Annotated in this window: 14 protein-coding genes; 11 read left to right on the top strand and 3 right to left on the bottom strand. The window is 68.4% G+C overall.

Annotated features, from left to right (window positions below):
• Nucleotides 1-46: 46 nt before the first annotated feature.
• The 4 genes from LYSCAS_RS02340 to LYSCAS_RS02325 all read left to right on the top strand — a co-directional run bounded on the left by LYSCAS_RS02340 (nt 47) and on the right by LYSCAS_RS02325 (nt 4,259).
• The gene (locus LYSCAS_RS02340) at nt 47-1,498 is read left to right on the top strand and encodes a bifunctional 2-methylcitrate dehydratase/aconitate hydratase (protein WP_213435432.1); all 1,452 of its coding nucleotides are present in this window, start codon (nt 47-49) and stop codon (nt 1,496-1,498) included.
• Nucleotides 1,499-1,656: 158 nt separating this feature from the next.
• A complete protein-coding gene (locus LYSCAS_RS02335; RefSeq protein WP_213435431.1) occupies nt 1,657-2,766 on the top strand; it encodes an OmpA family protein in 1,110 nt (369 codons plus the stop codon).
• A 168-nt stretch (nt 2,767-2,934) separates the two neighbouring features.
• The gene (locus tag LYSCAS_RS02330) at nt 2,935-3,513 is read left to right on the top strand and encodes a hypothetical protein (RefSeq protein ID WP_244858636.1); all 579 of its coding nucleotides are present in this window, start codon (nt 2,935-2,937) and stop codon (nt 3,511-3,513) included.
• Between the two features lie 17 nt (nt 3,514-3,530).
• Nucleotides 3,531-4,259, top strand: a complete 729-nt coding sequence (locus LYSCAS_RS02325) for a pseudouridine synthase (protein WP_213435430.1) — start codon at nt 3,531-3,533, stop codon at nt 4,257-4,259.
• Nucleotides 4,260-4,265: 6 nt separating this feature from the next.
• Here the strand turns inward: LYSCAS_RS02325 and kbl are convergent, their stop codons facing one another.
• Complete coding sequence (gene kbl / locus LYSCAS_RS02320; RefSeq protein ID WP_213435429.1) at nt 4,266-5,459, bottom strand: glycine C-acetyltransferase; 1,194 nt, start codon at nt 5,457-5,459, stop codon at nt 4,266-4,268.
• 5 nt (nt 5,460-5,464) lie between these two features.
• The gene (gene tdh, locus LYSCAS_RS02315; RefSeq protein WP_213437518.1) at nt 5,465-6,487 is read right to left on the bottom strand and encodes an L-threonine 3-dehydrogenase; all 1,023 of its coding nucleotides are present in this window, start codon (nt 6,485-6,487) and stop codon (nt 5,465-5,467) included.
• A 183-nt stretch (nt 6,488-6,670) separates the two neighbouring features.
• Here tdh and LYSCAS_RS02310 point away from each other — a divergent pair, with 183 nt between their 5' ends.
• Both LYSCAS_RS02310 and LYSCAS_RS02305 read left to right on the top strand, forming a co-directional pair.
• A complete protein-coding gene (locus tag LYSCAS_RS02310) occupies nt 6,671-8,815 on the top strand; it encodes a S46 family peptidase (RefSeq protein WP_244858635.1) in 2,145 nt (714 codons plus the stop codon).
• A 104-nt stretch (nt 8,816-8,919) separates the two neighbouring features.
• A complete protein-coding gene (locus LYSCAS_RS02305) occupies nt 8,920-9,423 on the top strand; it encodes an SgcJ/EcaC family oxidoreductase (RefSeq protein WP_244858633.1) in 504 nt (167 codons plus the stop codon).
• Here the strand turns inward: LYSCAS_RS02305 and LYSCAS_RS02300 are convergent.
• Entirely contained in the window at nt 9,402-9,803 is a 402-nt protein-coding gene (locus LYSCAS_RS02300) for a DUF3224 domain-containing protein (RefSeq protein WP_213435428.1), read from the bottom strand. The two genes, LYSCAS_RS02305 and LYSCAS_RS02300, sit on opposite strands and share 22 nt — an antisense overlap.
• Before the next feature lie 183 nt (nt 9,804-9,986).
• Between LYSCAS_RS02300 and serA the strand changes: the two genes are divergently transcribed.
• Genes serA through purF form a run of 5 tightly spaced genes read left to right on the top strand, consistent with a single transcriptional unit; the run spans nt 9,987 to nt 16,057 of the window.
• Entirely contained in the window at nt 9,987-11,549 is a 1,563-nt protein-coding gene (serA, locus tag LYSCAS_RS02295) for a phosphoglycerate dehydrogenase (protein ID WP_213435427.1), read from the top strand.
• Between the two features lie 4 nt (nt 11,550-11,553).
• Complete coding sequence (locus tag LYSCAS_RS02290; RefSeq protein ID WP_213435426.1) at nt 11,554-12,198, top strand: histidine phosphatase family protein; 645 nt, start codon at nt 11,554-11,556, stop codon at nt 12,196-12,198.
• A complete protein-coding gene (folC, locus tag LYSCAS_RS02285) occupies nt 12,198-13,484 on the top strand; it encodes a bifunctional tetrahydrofolate synthase/dihydrofolate synthase (RefSeq protein WP_213435425.1) in 1,287 nt (428 codons plus the stop codon). Before LYSCAS_RS02290 ends, folC begins: the two co-directional genes overlap by 1 nt.
• 38 nt (nt 13,485-13,522) lie before the next feature.
• The gene (locus LYSCAS_RS02280; protein ID WP_213435424.1) at nt 13,523-14,548 is read left to right on the top strand and encodes an SPOR domain-containing protein; all 1,026 of its coding nucleotides are present in this window, start codon (nt 13,523-13,525) and stop codon (nt 14,546-14,548) included.
• A 36-nt stretch (nt 14,549-14,584) separates the two neighbouring features.
• Nucleotides 14,585-16,057 (top strand): amidophosphoribosyltransferase, encoded by a 1,473-nt coding sequence (gene purF / locus LYSCAS_RS02275; RefSeq protein ID WP_213435423.1) that lies wholly within the window; start codon nt 14,585-14,587, stop codon nt 16,055-16,057.
• The last annotated feature ends 1 nt before the right edge of the window (nt 16,058 follow it).

The following is a 16,058-nucleotide window of genomic DNA, read 5'->3' as shown; positions in this document are numbered from 1 at the left end:
CGACGTCTGGCAAAATGCGCGGCTCCCCTCCGCCACCGATGCCCGCATGAGCCATTCCGACGTCCGCTCCGCCGTCCGCCCGAACCCCGACCAGCCGATGGTCGACATCGCCGATTACGTCCTCGACTACAAGATCGAGTCGCAGGAAGCCTTCGACACCGCGCGCCACATGCTGCTCGACTCGCTGGCCTGCGCGATGCTGGCGATGAAGTTCGAGGGCTGCGTGAAGCACCTCGGTCCGATCGTGCCGGGCGCCACGCTGCCGGGCGGCGCGCTGGTGCCGGGCACCTCGTTCGAACTGGATCCGGTGCAGGCCGCCTTCAACATCGGCACGCTGGTGCGCTGGCTCGACTTCAACGACACCTGGCTCGCCGCCGAGTGGGGCCATCCGTCCGACAACCTCGGCGCGATCCTCGCCGTGGCCGACTGGATGAACCGCGAAGCGCTGCGCGGCGACGGCAACAAGATCACCGTGCGCGACGTGCTGGGCTGGGCGATCAAGGCGCACGAGATCCAGGGCGTGTACGCGCTGCAGAACTCGTTCAACCGGGTCGGCCTGGACCACGTGATCCTGGTCCGCCTGGCGTCCACCGCCGTGGCCACCGCCATGCTGGGCGGCACGAAGGACGAAATCATCACCGCCGTCTCGCACTCCTGGATCGACAACGGCGTGCTGCGCACCTACCGCCACGCGCCCAACACGGGCCCGCGCAAGAGCTGGGCCGCGGGCGACGCCTGCCGCCGCGCCGTCACGCACGCGCTCAACGCCGTGCAGAAGAAGGTGGTGGGCTATCCGAGCGCGCTGAGCGCGAAGACCTGGGGGTTCTACGACGTTGCGTTCAAGGGCAAGGAATTCCAGTTCGAGCGCCCGTTCGGCAGCTACGTGATGGAAAACGTCCTGTTCAAGATCAGCTTCCCCGCCGAATTCCATGCGCAGACGGCCGTGGAGTGCGCGATGCAGCTGCATCCGCAGGTGAAGGCGCGCATCGCCGACATCGAACGCATCGAGCTGCAGACCCAGGAAGCCGGCGTCCGCATCATCGACAAGACCGGCCCGCTGGCCAACTACGCCGACCGCGACCACTGCCTGCAGTACATGGTGGCCGTGCCGCTGATCTTCGGCCGCCTCACCGCCGACGACTACAACGACGACATCGCCGCCGACCCGCGCATCGACGCCCTGCGTGAAAAGATGGTCGTGAAGGAGAACCCGCAGTTCACGAAGGACTACTTCGACCCCGACAAGCGCTACATCGGCAACTCGGTGCAGGTGTTCTTCAAGGACGGCACCAGCACGGACCTGGTGTCCATCGACTATCCGATCGGCCACCGCAAGCGCCGGGCCGAAGGCATCCCGGTGCTGATGGCGAAGTTCCAGGCCGCCAACCGGGCCCACCTGCCGGCCGCCCAGGCCGACCGCCTGATGGCCCTCGCCGCCAAGCCGGCCGAGCTCGAAGCCATGTCCATCTCGGATTTCCTGAATCTTTACCGGGTATAGAATTCCGCATGCAGCAGGGGTTGGCACCCGGTCAACTGTTATGCTAGCGTTAACAAGGCCTTCATGCGGCCCGTCATAAGTTTGAATCCAAGCCGTGCGGACATGCGGCCGTCTGAACGAAAAAACGATGTTTCTTTACCCTGATCAAGGAGCTGAACATGAACAAGAAACTCCTCTGCGCCGCGCTGCTGGGTGGTCTTGGCGTCGCCCAGGCCGCTTCTGCGCAGGACTTCGACGACCGCTGGTATGTCTCCGGTTCGACCGGCGTCAATTTCCAGGACACGGACCGTGATACCGAAGATTCCATTTTCGCCACCCTCGGCTTCGGCAAGTTCCTGAACCCGAACTGGTCGGTCGAAGCAGAACTGAACTACCAGAACCCGGACAAGTCCTCCAACCCGAACCTGTGGTGGAGCCAGTACGGCGTGTCGGCCGATGCCCGTTACCACTTCCGCAGCGTCGACTCCAAGTGGTGGCCGTACATCCGCATGGGCCTGGGCTGGCAGCGTCACGAAGAAGAGTTCGTGCGCGACCCGGCGTTCGGCACCCCGAGCGATGGGTTCCCGGCGCAGCATGAAGACAACAACGTCGCCGTCAACCTCGGCGCCGGTCTCCAGTTCGACTTCGGCCGCGTTGACCTCCGTACGGAAGTCGGCACGCGCATCGATTTCGACGACGTCCAGGCCCGTTCGGCCCAGACGCAGGAAGACTACTTCACGGACCTGCTGGCTTCGGTCGGCCTGACCGTGGCCCTCGGACCGGAGCCGTCGGCCCCGGTTGCCCCGGCCCCGGCCGCCCCGTCGTGCGCCGATGCGGACGATGACGGCGACGGCGTCAACAACTGCGACGACAAGTGCCCCGGTTCGCAGGCTGGCCAGACCATCGGTCCGGACGGCTGCCCGGTGCCGGTCTCCATCGACCTGAAGGGTGTGAACTTCGACTTCGACAAGTCGACGCTCCGTCCGGACGCGGTGGCGATCCTCGGCGAAGCCGTCGAAATCCTGAAGCGCTACCCCGACCTGAAGGTTGAAGTCGCCGGTCACACCGACTCCGTCGGCACCGATGCCTACAACCAGTCGCTGTCGGAGCGTCGCGCCAAGGCCGTGTACGACTACCTGACCAGCAACGGCGTCGACGCCGCGCGCCTGGTGGGCCCGAACGGTTACGGCGAGAGCCGCCCGATCGCGCCGAACACGAACGAAGACGGTTCGGACAATCCGGAAGGCCGTGCGCGCAACCGCCGCACCGAGCTGAACGTCCAGAACTAAGCGTTCGAAGCTCCAAGCAACAAAAGGAAGCCCGGCCTCGTGCCGGGCTTCTTCTTTTTGCGGTTCTTTTTTCGCGAACGTCGCGTGCAAGCGCGCAAGCTGTGATCGCTGCGGTTGTTCGATGCGATCCCCGCACCTACACTCGCGTCGCCTTCGAGGAGAAACATCATGTCGCGTGCATTGATCGCGGTTGCCCTGTTCAGTCTCGCGGGCCTTGCCCACGCACAGTCCGACAATTGCGCGATCACCGCGCGCGCACTGCCGGTGCAGCCCACCGTGCTGCCCGCCGTCGCGCCCGAATTCACCGCGCCCAGCCACCAGCTCGGCGCGCCCACCGGCGTTCTCGCGCAGGCCTTCGACGAAGCGCAGTCGGTCGACAACGTCCTGCTGCGCCTGCGCCTGGAAGGCTGCCGCAACGTCGCCAACGCCATGCCCGCCGCATCGCCCGGCACGCCGGCGGCGAACGGCGTGATCGATCCGGCCACGTACAAGCCGAAGACGCAGTTCGACAACACGCCGTGGCGGTTCGACATGAACCAGAACGGCAAGCGCATGACGGCCGAAGAGTTCGACCAGTGGATGAAGGCACGTGGCGTGCGCGTGGCGAAGGGCGGGGGTGCTGCAACCGCACCCGCGGCGCCGACGCCCACGGACGCCGCACCGGGCACGACGCCCACGGCCGCGCCGTCGACCACGACGACGCCCGCCACGCCGAAGCCGCCCACCAAGCCGGACGGCGCGAAGTAACCCACTCTGCATCCGCCGTGCCCGGCGCCACGCCCCGCCACGGCCTTGCACGCGCGCTGTCCAAGCGCGGCGTGTGTTCGCGCACGCAGGCCGCCGAATGGATCCGCGCGGGCCGTGTGCGCGTCGACGGGCGCATCGTGCGTGATCCCGAATTCCCAACGATCGCCGGCCGCCACCGGATCACGGTGGACGAGCAACCGCTCGACGCCGCCGCGCCGCTCTACCTCGTGCTCAACAAGCCGCGCGGCCTGGTGACCACCGCGCGCGACGAGCACGACCGCGACACCGTCTATACCTGTTTCGAATCCGCCGGCCTGCCTTGGATCGCCCCCGTGGGCCGCCTCGACAAGGCCAGCGAAGGCCTGCTGCTGTTCTCCAACGATCCCGCGTGGGCCGCGCGCATCACCGATCCCGCGACCGGTCCCGACAAGCGCTACCACGTGCAGGTCGATCGCCGCCCGGACGACGACACGCTCGACGCGCTCGCCGACGGCATCCTCGCCGACGGCGAACCGTTGCACGCCAAGTCCATCGCGCTGCTGCGCGCAGGCGATCGCACCGCGTGGCTCGACATCGTTTTGGACGAAGGCCGCAACCGGCAGATCCGACGTCTATTGGCCGCGTTCGATTTCGACGTGTTGCGCCTGGTGCGCGTCGCGATCGGCCCGCTGGAACTCGGCGATCTCGCGAAGGGCGCATGGCGCCCGCTGACCGAAACGGAAGTCGCCGCATTGCGCGGCGACTGAAACCCGTCAGGCCTTGATGACGCCCAGTTCGCGTCCGATGCGCACGAACGCATCGATCGCGCGGTCCAGGTGTTCGCGCGTGTGCGCTGCGCTGATCTGCGTGCGGATGCGCGCCTGGCCCTTGGGCACGACCGGAAAGAAGAACCCGATCGCGTAGATCCCTTCCTCCAGCAACCGCTGCGCGAACTTCTGCGCCAGCGGCGCGTCGTACAGCATCACCGGCGAAATCGGATGCACGCCCGGCTTGATGTCGAAGCCCGCCGCCGTCATGCGCTCGCGGAAGTATTTCGTGTTTTCCGCCAGCGTGTCGCGCAATTCACCGGCGGATGCCAGCATCTCGAACGCCTTGATCCCCGCGGCCACCACGTGCGGCGGCAGCGAGTTGGAGAACAGGTACGGCCGCGACCGCTGCCGCAGCAGCTCGATCACTTCGCGCTTGGCCGTCGTGAACCCGCCGAGCGCACCGCCCATCGCCTTGCCGAGCGTGCCGGTGAAGATGTCGATCTTCTCCATCACGCCTTTCACTTCCGCCGAGCCGCGGCCCGTCTTCCCGAGGAAGCCGGTGGCGTGGCATTCGTCGATGTGCACCAGCGCGCCGTACTGCTGCGCCAGCCTCGTGATCTCGTCGAGCGGCGCGATGAACCCGTCCATCGAGAACACGCCATCGGACGTGATCATGATCGTGCGCGCGCCGTCGGCCTTCGCCTGCTTGAGCTGCGCCTCGAGGTCGGCCATGTCGCAGTTGGCGTAGCGGTAGCGCTTCGCCTTGCACAGCCGCACGCCGTCGATGATCGAGGCGTGGTTGAGCGCGTCGGAGATGATCGCGTCGTTCTCGTCCAGCAACGGCTCGAACAAACCGCCGTTCGCATCGAAGCACGCCGCGTACAGGATCGTGTCTTCGGTGCCGAAGAACGCCGAGATCGTGCGTTCCAGTGCCTTGTGCAGGTCCTGCGTGCCGCAGATGAAGCGCACGCTCGCCATGCCGAAGCCGTGCGTGTCCAGCGCTTCCTTCGCCGCGTGGATCACGTCCGGATGGTCGGCGAGGCCCAGGTAGTTGTTGGCGCAGAAGTTCAGCACCGTGCGCCCGTCTTCCAGCGTGATCTCCGCCGACTGCGGGCTGGTGATGATGCGTTCGGACTTGAACAGCCCGGCCTCGCGGATTTCGTCGAGCGTGGCGGCGTAGCGGGAGGTCAGCGTCATGGTCGTCAGTTCCAGCTCAGCACGACCTTGCCGGCCTTGCCCGATTCCATCAGGTCGAAGCCCTTCTGGAATTCGTCGATCGGCAACTGGTGCGTGAGCACCTTGCCGAGCGGGAAGCCCCCGAGCACCAGCTGCGTCATCTTGTACCAGGTCTCGTACATGCGCCGGCCGTAGATGCCCTGCAGCGTGAGGCCCTTGAAGATCACCTTGTCCCAGTCGGCGCCCGCGCCCTTCGGCATGATGCCGAGCATCGCGATCTTGCCGCCGTGGTACATGCAATCGAGCATGTCGTTGAACGCGCGCGGATTGCCGCTCATCTCCAGGCCCACGTCGAAGCCTTCCATGTGCAGGTCGGCCATCACGTCCTTCAGCGACGTGTTGGTGACGTTGACCACGCGCGTGGCGCCCATGTCGGCGGCGAGCTTGAGGCGGAAGTCGTTGACGTCGGTGACCACCACGTTGCGCGCACCGATGTGCTTGCAGATACCCGCGGCGATGATGCCGATCGGGCCGGCGCCGGTGATCAGCACGTCTTCGCCGACCACGTCGAATTCCAGCGCGCAATGCGCCGCGTTGCCATAGGGATCGAAGAACGCGGCCAGCTCGCTCGGGATCTGGTCCGGGATGGGCCACAGGTTGCTGGCCGGCATCACGATGTATTCGGCGAACGCGCCGTTGCGGTTCACGCCGATGCCCACGGTGTTGGGGCACAGGTGCTGGCGACCGGCGCGGCAGTTGCGGCAATGGCCGCAGACGATGTGGCCTTCGGCCGACACGCGCTGGCCCACCGAATAGCCCGACACGCCCGGCCCGAGGTCGACGATTCGGCCCACGAACTCGTGCCCGATCACCAGGCCCGGCTTGATCGTGCGCTGGCTCCACTCGTCCCACAGGTAGATGTGCAGGTCGGTGCCGCAGATCGCGGTCTTTTCCAGCTTGATCAGGACTTCGTTCGGGCCCGGCGCCGGCACGGGCACGTCTTCCATCCAGATGCCCTTGCCGGCTTCGCGCTTGACCAGCGCTTTCATCATCGTCATCGGTGCGGCCGCGGAGTGCGAAAGAGGGGCGGGATTATACGGCGCGGGCCCGGGCCGGCCGGTGACGCGCGGACCGTGACCGACGTCCTTTGCAACGGCCGCCACGGAGCCCGTATCGTCCCGGGTTCACGCGCGAACCCCGCTCCCATCTTCATTCCTCCAACCGGACCCGCCATGCGCCGACCGCTCCTTGCGTCCCTGCTGCTCCTTTCCGCCTCGGCCCAGGCCGACGAAGGCATGTGGATGCCCTCGCAACTGCCCGACATCGCGGCGCAACTGCGCGCCGCCGGGTTCAAGGGCAACCCGGCGGACCTCGCCGACCTGACGAAGCCGCCGATGAGCGCCGTCGTGAAGGTGGGCGGCGCGACCGGCGCGTTCGTCTCGCAGGACGGCCTGGTGCTGACCAACCACCACGTCGCGTTCGGCGTCATCCAGTACAACAGCAAGCCCGACCGCGACCTCATCGCGAACGGCTTCATCGCCGCCGACCGCGCCGGCGAACTCCCGGCCAGCCCGGACTACCGCGTGCTCGTCACCACGGGCTTCGACCGCATCACCGACACCATCCTCGCCAACGCGCGCGGGAAGCAGGGCCGGGCGTACTACGACGCCATCGACGCCGCCACCAAGCAGGCCGTCGCCAAGTGCGAAAGCGACGCGGGCTACCGCTGCAGCGTTGCGAACATGGATTACGGCACCGACTTCTACCTCATCCGCCAGCTCGAACTGCGCGACATCCGCCTGGTGTACGCACCGCCGCAGGCGATAGGCAACTACGGCGACGAAATCGACAACTTCGTGTGGCCGCGCCACACCGGCGACTTCACGCTGCTGCGCGCCTACGTCGGCAAGGACGGCAAGCCCGCCGACTATTCGCCCGACAACGTGCCGTACGCACCGCCCGCCCACCTGCAGGTGTCCACGCGCAATGTGAAGGACGGCGACTTCGCGATGCTCGCCGGCTATCCGGGCGTGACGTTCCGCCACCGCATGGCGTCGGAATTCGCGAACCAGATCGAATGGCAGCTGCCCTCGCGCGTCGCGCTGTACGACGGCCTCATCGGCACCATCGACGCCGCCGCCAAGCCCGACGCGAACGCGAAGGTCGCCTACGCCTCGCAGGTGCAGAGCCTGAAGAACAACCTCAAGCGCGCGCAGGGCGAACTCGACGGCCTGCGCCGCAGCGACGCGATCCACGTGCGCCAGCAGGACGAATCCGCGATGCTCGCCTGGCTCGGCAAGCAACCCGACGCCGCCGCCACGCGCCGCGACATCGACGCCGCGCAAGCGCAGCTGAAAAATGCGATGGCGATGCGCGACCGCGACCAGCTGGTCGGCGCCATCCGCGCGATGACGCAAGTGCTGCGTGCCGCACTCACCGTGCAGCGCCTGGCGATCGAACGCACCAAGCCCGACGCCGAACGCGAATCCGGCTACCAGCTGCGCGACGAAACGCTGATCGCCGGCACGCTCAAGCAGGTGCAGCGTCGTTACAGCCCGACCGTGGAGAAGGCGATCCTCGCCGACCTGCTGCGCCAGTACCTCGCCTTGCCGGCCGCGCAGCACCTGCCGGAATTCGACCAGGTGTTCGGCACCACGCAGGCGCAGGTGACCGCGAAGCTCGACGCGCTCTACGCCGGCACGAAGCTCGGCGACGAAGCCGTGCGCACCTCGCTGATGCAGCGCGAATCCAATGTCGCCACCGACCCGGATCCGATGCTCGTCGCCGCGAAGGCGCTGCTGCCCGCGTACATGCGCATCGAAGAAGAGAGCAAGCAGCGCGAAGGCGAACTGCTGCGCCTGCGCCCGGCGTACATGCGCGCGCTCATCGCGTACCGCAAGTCGCAGGGCCGCGCCGTGTACCCCGATGCCAACTCCACGCTGCGCGTGAGCTACGGCCGCATCAGCCCGATGTCGCCGCGCGACGGCATCGACTACCGCCCGCTCACCACCGTGCAGGGCATCGTCGAGAAGCACACCGGCAAGGCGCCGTTCGACGCACCGAAGCCCTTGCTCGACGCGATCGCGAAGGGCGACTTCGGCACCACCGCCGATCCTGTCCTCAAGACACAGACCGTCGACCTGATGACCAACCTCGACACCACCGGCGGCAATTCCGGTTCGCCCGTGCTCGACGCCGACGGCAAGCTGATCGGCCTGAACTTCGACAGCAACTGGGAAGCGGTGAGCGCCAGCTGGATGTTCGATCCGCGCTACAAGCGCGCGATCCACGTCGACATGCGCTACCTGCGCTGGCTGCTCGCGAAGGTCTATCCCGCGCCGCACCTGCTGAAGGAAATGAACCTGCCGTCCGAATGACGGAGCGATCGCGTTCGCGCCGGGACGCGTGCTGCATGACGCACGCGCAGTCCCGGCGCTAGCCTCGCGCACCGGCCTGCAACGGGCCATGCGAGGGGTCGTCGATGTTGATCACCGTGATGCGCGCCGGCGTCGTTGTCGTCGCGCTTGTTTTGCTGCCAGGCTGCACCAGGCCCGCTTCGCAGCCGCAGGCCGCCAACACCTGCGCCCCCATCGACGACGCCGGCGTGGCCGCATTGTTCGATCGCTGGGAAGAAGCGCTGGAACACAAGCCGGCCACGGAGGTCGTCGCGCTGTACGCCGACGACTCGGTGCTGCTGCCCACGCTCTCCGACGTGCCACGCTACACGCGCGAGCAGAAGCTCGATTACTTCAAGCATTTCCAGGCCAAGCATCCGTCGGGCCACATCGACGAACGCCGCGTCTTCCTCGGCTGCAATTCGGCGGTCGACGCCGGCCTGTACACCTTCACCTTCGGCGACGGCTCGCAGACGCACGCGCGCTACACCTACACGTACGCCTTCGAAGACGGCGCGTGGCGCATCACCAGCCACCATTCCTCGGCCATGCCCGAAGCGAGCAACGCTCAGGCGTCGCGGAAGCCGTAATCGAACGTGTAGAAGTGCTGGCCGTCGGTGATGTCGATGGCCATCGTGCCGTGCAATCCCGCCAGTGCGTCGGTGCCGGAATCCGGCACCACGCTCAACGCCAGCGTTGCCTTGCCGCGGTCCATCACGCCGCTGTGCTGGAAGAAGAACGTGCCGCTGCGTCCGTCCAGCGTCCCCTTCACGCGTTCCACCGCCACGTAACCGGCCGATCCCGCCTGCGGCGACCCCACCGCCAGCATGTGCACCACGCTGGTCGCCTCCAGTGGCCCGGCGAACGTCTTGTCGAAGCGGAAATGCCCGGCTTCCACGCCGTCGCCCAGGTCGCAGCCCGGTTCCATACTGCGCTTCACTTCGAACGTGCCCTTCGCCTGCTGGTCCATGGAGATGCTCCTTTGCGGGGATGCCATGTTAGGCTCCGGGCGTCGCGGATTCCCATGCCAGCCGGCCCCGTTTTCTCGACACGCCGTTGGTTCCACCGTTCCATCGCGTCGCGCCCGCGACGCCCCGTTCCGATCCGGCTGGCCATGCGTTTCCGCGCGCCCCCTCATCCAAGGAGCGTGCGAATGAAAGTGCTGGCCTGCGATGGCATCCATGAAGACGGTCTCCAGTTGTTCCGCCTCGCGGGCTGGGACGTCGCCGTCTCCGATCCGATCAAGGACCCCGCCGAACTCGCCGTCGCGCTCGCCGACGTCGATGCCGTGCTCGTGCGTTCCGCCACCGCCGTGCCCGCGTCCGCGCTGGAACAGGCGAAGCACCTGCGCGTGATCGGCCGCGCCGGCGCCGGCGTGGACACCATCGATGTCGAAGCCGCCACCGCGCGCGGCATCGCGGTGATGAACGCGCCCGACGGCAACACGCTCGCCGCCGCCGAACATGCGCTGTCGCTGCTGTTCGCGCTCGCGCGCCACGTGCCGCGCGCCGACGCCGGCATGAAGGCCGGGCAATGGCCGAAGGCCGGCCTCACCGGTTTCGAACTGGAAGGCAAGAAACTCGGCGTCATCGGCCTGGGCCGCATCGGCGGCACCGTCGCGCGCAAGGCGCAGGGCATCGGCATGGACGTGGCCGCGTACGACCCGTTCCTGCCGCCGTCGGCGGCCGGGAAGGGCAGCGTGCCGCTGAAGACGCTGGACGACCTGCTGGCGTGGGCCGACGTCGTGACGCTGCACATCCCGCGCACGAAGGAAACGACCAACCTGCTGTCCGAAGCGCGCCTGCGCGCGATGCGTCCGGGCGCCTACCTCATCAACGCCGCGCGCGGCGGGCTCGTCGACGAAGCCGCGTTGCTCAAGCTGCTGGAAGAAGGCCACCTCGCCGGCGCTGCGCTCGATACCTTCGTGACCGAACCGCTGCCCGCCGATTCGCCGCTGCGCGCGCAATCCAAGCTCATCCTCACGCCGCACCTCGGCGCCTCGACGAGCGAAGCGCAACAGGCCGTCAGCACGATCCTCGCGCGCCAGGTCATCGACTTCGTCACCACCGGCGCGGTCGCCGGCTGCGTCAACCTGCCGCCGCTCACCGCCGAAGCCGCGCGCGAAGTGGGGCCGTGGATGCCGCTGATGTCGTCGCTCGGCCGGCTCGCCGCGCGCCTCGTGCACGCGCCGACGAAGCTCACCGTCACCTACGCCGGCCGCACGGACCAACTGGACACGCGCCCGCTCACGCGCCTGCTCGTCGCCGCCTTGCTCGGCGCGCATTCGGGTCGCGTCACGCCGGTGAACGCGTTGCAGGAAGCCGCGCTGCGCGGCCTGGTCGTGGCCGAAACGATCGGCGGCGATGGCGACGGCTTCGATCGCCTCCTGCGCATCCGCGTCGAAAGCGAAGGCCGCACGCGCGAAATCGAAGCCACCCTGCATCGCGGCCCGCGCGTCGTGCGCCTGGATGGCGTGGAGATCGAATTCGACCCGCAGGCCCACGTGCTCCTGCTGCGCAACGAAGACCGGCCGGGCATGATCGGCACCGTCGGCTCGCAACTCGGCGCGGCCGGCATCAACATCGTGAACTTCGCGCTCGGCGCGGCCGGCGACGGCCAGGCGCGCGCCGCCATCACCGTCGACCAGCCGCTCGACGACTCGCAACTCGCCGCCCTGCGCACCACGCCGGGCGTCCTCTCGATCCAGCAGGTGTGACCGCATGAAGATCTTGCTCGCCCGCCACGGCGAAACCGCGTGGAATGCCGAAGGCCGCTACCAGGGCCAGGAAGACATTCCCTTGTCGCCCGTCGGCGAAGCGCAGGCGCGTGCCCTCGGTGAACGCCTGCAACACGTGCACATCGATCGCGCGGTCGCCTCGCCGTTGAAGCGCGCGCTGCGCACGGCGGAACTTGCGCTGGGCGACGACCGCCTCGCGCGCCTCACGACGGACGCCGGCCTGATGGAAATCGCGCACGGCACGTGGGAGGGCTTGCTTGCCGCCGAGATTCGCGAACGCGATCCCGATCGCCTGCACGCGTGGCGCCACGCGCCGCACGAAGTGCTGATGCCCGAAGGCGAATCGCTGCAGCACGTGTTCGATCGCGCGTGGCCCGCGTTGGCGCGTGCCGCCGACGGCCTCGGCGAACACGACACGCTGCTCGTCGTTGCGCACGACGCGGTGAATCGCGTGCTGCTGTGCCACGTGCTGGGGATTCCGCTGTCGAAGCTGTGGACCTTCCGCCAGGCACCGACCACGCTCAACCTGCTGGAAGGCCCAGACGTCGAGCACCTCGACGTCGTGCGCATGAACGACGCCACGCACCACACGGCGTTGTTCGGCGAAGCGGTGCATCGGGCACTGTGATGGCACGTTCGCTCGACGACTGGCTGGCGTACATCGAGCGCCAGCATCCGCAGTCCATCGCGATGGGGCTGGAACGCGTGGCCGACGTAGCCGAGCGCATGGGCCTCACGCGCCCCGCGCGCCACGTGATCACCGTGGCCGGCACGAACGGCAAGGGCTCGACGGTCGCGTTCATCGAAGCGATCGCGCGCGCCGCCGGCTGGCGCACGGGCGCCTACACCTCGCCGCATTTGCTGCGCTACAACGAACGCGTGCGCATCGACGGCCACGACGCGGACGATCTCGCGCTCGTGCACGCCTTCGACGCGGTGGAAGCTGCACGCGGCGACACCCAACTGACGTACTTCGAATACGGCACGCTCGCCGCATTGTGGTTGTTCGCGCAGGACGAACTGGACCTGGCGATCCTAGAAGTCGGCCTCGGCGGCCGGCTCGACGCGGTGAACCTCGTCGATCCCGACGTGGCCGTGATCACCACCGTCGACCTCGACCACCAGGATTGGCTCGGCAACGATCGCGAAGTGATCGGCGCGGAGAAGGCCGGCATCGCGCGCGCGTGGAAACCGCTGGTGCTGGGCGACGACGATCCGCCGTCGAGCGTGCTCGGCCGCGCGTATCGCATCGGCGCCTCGGCGATCCGCGCGAACTGCGATTTCTTCTTCGAACCGATCGATGCCGAAACGTGGCGCTGGCGCGAAGTGAATTTCGCGCTGGACCTGCCGACGCCCGCGCTGGCCGCGCCCGTGCAGATGCGCAACGCCGCCACCGCGATCGCCGCGTTGCGCGCGCTCGACGTCGCGATCCCGCGCGAAGCCTTCGCGCACGGCATCGCCGAAGCGGCGGTGGCGGGGCGCCTGCAGCGCATCGAACGCGATGGCATCGAGGTCGTCCTCGACGTCGGCCACAACCCGCAGGCCGCGCGCGCGCTGGCCGAATGGTTGGCGGCGACGCCGGCCCGCGGACGCACCTTCGCCGTGTACGCCGCGCTCGGGGACAAGGACGCCCGGGGCGTCGTCGAAGCCCTCGCGCCACGCATCGATCGCTGGTTCCTCGCCGGCCTCGAAGGCGCAGGCCCGCGCGGCCAGCCCGTCGACGCCTTCGCCGAACGCCTGCAGGGCACGCCCGCCGCCGCGGGCGCGCGCCATGCCGAGGTCGCCACCGCGCTCGCCGCGGCGCGCAAGGACGCCGTCGCGGGCGATCGCCTGCTCGTCTTCGGCTCCTTCCATACCGTCGGCGAAGCAATTGCGGCCCTGGGTTCAGAAGCGAAGGAGGGGCGGGGTCTATAATTCCGCCCCGGCAACGTCGCCCGGTCCCCCGAGCACCGATGGAACCTGCACTGAAACAGCGCCTCGTCGGCGCAGCCGTGCTGATCGCGCTGGCCGTGATCTTCCTTCCCATGCTGATCCAGGGCCCGGCGCCGGAGAGTGGCGTCGCCGACGTCCCGCTCGATGCACCGCGCGCACCGGTCGGCGACCTGGAAACCCGCGACCTGCCGCTCGTGGCGCCCGATGCCACGCCCGCCGATGGCGCGCTTGGCATGGATGCAACGCCGCCCGCGCCGTCCGCGAGCACCGCGACCGTCGCCGCGCTCCCCGACACGCCGCCTGCGTCTGCCGCGACGATCGCCGCCGCGCCGCTGCGCGACGCCTCGGCCGCCCAGGTCCAGGCGCTGCCCGACGCCTCGGCCGCCGCCACCGCGCCGGCGCCGACCACGCCGCCGCCGTCCGCGCCCGGCGTGATGTACCCCGCGCCCACCGCGGGCGGGAACTACGCCGTCAACTACGGCAGCTTCTCCACCGCGGCTGCCGCCGATTCGGTCACCGCCTCGCTGCGCGCCGCGCACCTGCCGGGCTATCGCGAATCCGCGACGGTCTCCGGCAAGACGCTCCAGCGCGTGCGCATCGGTCCGTTCGCCACCCGCGCGCAGGCCGAGGACGCGCGCCTGAAGGCCGCCGGCGTGCGCAGCGACGTCAGCGCAAAGGTCGTGGCCCTGGACGCCGAGCGCGAAGCGCCGAAGGCCGCCACGCCGCCGAAGCCCACCACCACCGTTGCCGCAGCGACGACCCCGGCCACCAAGCCCGCAGCGACCGCGCCCGCCACGCCCGCCGCGTCCGGCACCGGCTTCGCCGTCCAGCTGGCCGCCTTCAGCAAGGCCGCCGACGCCAACGCCCTGCGCGACAAGCTGCGCAACGCCGGCTTCAGCGCGTTCACCGAAAGCATCACCACCGACAAGGGCACCCTCACCCGCGTCCGCGTGGGCCCGGTGTTGAATCGCGCCGAAGCGGACCAACTCAAGGCGCAGGTCAAGTCGAAACTCGGGATGGACGGCATCGTCCGCCCGCATCCCTGATCCAACCAGCCAGAACACGCAGGAATCCCCCATCCCATGTGCGGCATCGTCGGTATCGTCGGAACCTCGGAAGTCGCAGCGCAGCTCTACGACGGCCTAACCGTGCTCCAGCACCGCGGCCAGGACGCGGCGGGCATCGCCACCGCCGACCGCGGCAAGCTGCGCGTGCACAAGGGCAACGGCCTCGTGCGCGACGTGTTCGACGAAGCCTCGATGCTGTTGCTCGAAGGGCGCGTGGGCATCGCGCACTGCCGCTATCCCACGGCCGGTTCGGAAGGCTCGGACGAAGCGCAGCCCTTCTACGTCAACTCGCCCTACGGCATCGCGCTGGCGCACAACGGCAACCTCATCAACACCGACGCGCTGCGGCGCGAGGTGTTCGAACAGGACCGCCGCAACGTCAACACCGAATCGGATTCGGAAGTGCTGCTCAACGTGTTCGCGCACGAACTGGACACGCAGAAGGCGCTCACGCCCGACGCCGTGTTCCGCGCCGTGGAAGGCGTGAACCGCCGCGCGAAGGGCGGCTACGCCGTCGTCCTCGCGCTGCTCGGCCTCGGCCTGGTGGCGTTCCGCGATCCGCACGGCATCCGTCCGCTGGTGCTCGGCAAGCGCACCACGCCGGGCGGCGACGAATGGATGGTTGCGTCCGAATCCGTCGCGCTCGACGTGCTCGGCTTCGAACGCGTGCGCGACGTCGCGCCGGGCGAAGCGCTGGTGATCACCGCGCGCGGCGAACTGTTCGCCAGGCAATGCGCCGCACCGGAAGGCGCGACGCCCTGCATCTTCGAATACGTGTACTTCGCGCGCCCGGACTCGATGATCGACGACATCTCCGTGCACAAGGCGCGCATGCGCATGGGCGTGACGCTGGGCGAGAAGATCCTGCGCCTGCGCCCGGACCACGACATCGACGTCGTCATCCCGATCCCCGACACCTCGCGCGATTCCGCGCTGGAAATCGCCAGCACGCTCGGCGTGAAGTACCGCGAAGGCTTCATCAAGAACCGCTACGTCGGCCGCACCTTCATCATGCCGGGGCAGGGCGAGCGCGTGAAATCGGTGAAGCGCAAGCTCAACCCGATCCCGCTGGAATTCCGCGGCCGCAACGTGCTGCTGGTGGACGACTCCATCGTGCGCGGCACCACCTCGCGCCAGATCGTGCAGATGGCGCGCGACGCCGGCGCCAAGAAGGTGTACCTGGCGTCCGCCGCGCCGCCGGTGCGCTTCCCGAACATCTACGGCATCGACATGCCGTCGCCCGACGAACTCATCGCGCACAACCGCACCGAAGCGGAAATCGAACAGCTGCTCGGCTGCGACTGGCTGATCTACCAGGACCTGGCGGATCTCGAAACCGCCGTTGCCGGCCCGAAGCATCCGGGCAAGCGCTTCGACAGCTCGTGCTTCAGCGGCGAATACGTGACGGGCATCGATCCGGATTACTTCGAGCGCATCAGCAAGCTGCGTTCCGACGACGCCAAAAAGAAACGCCGCGTCGCGTCCTGAC

The sequence above is a fragment of the Noviluteimonas caseinilytica genome (genome assembly GCF_018406605.1).
GTDB lineage: Bacteria > Pseudomonadota > Gammaproteobacteria > Xanthomonadales > Xanthomonadaceae > Noviluteimonas > Noviluteimonas caseinilytica.
This window is presented reverse-complemented; position numbering and strand designations above follow the sequence as displayed.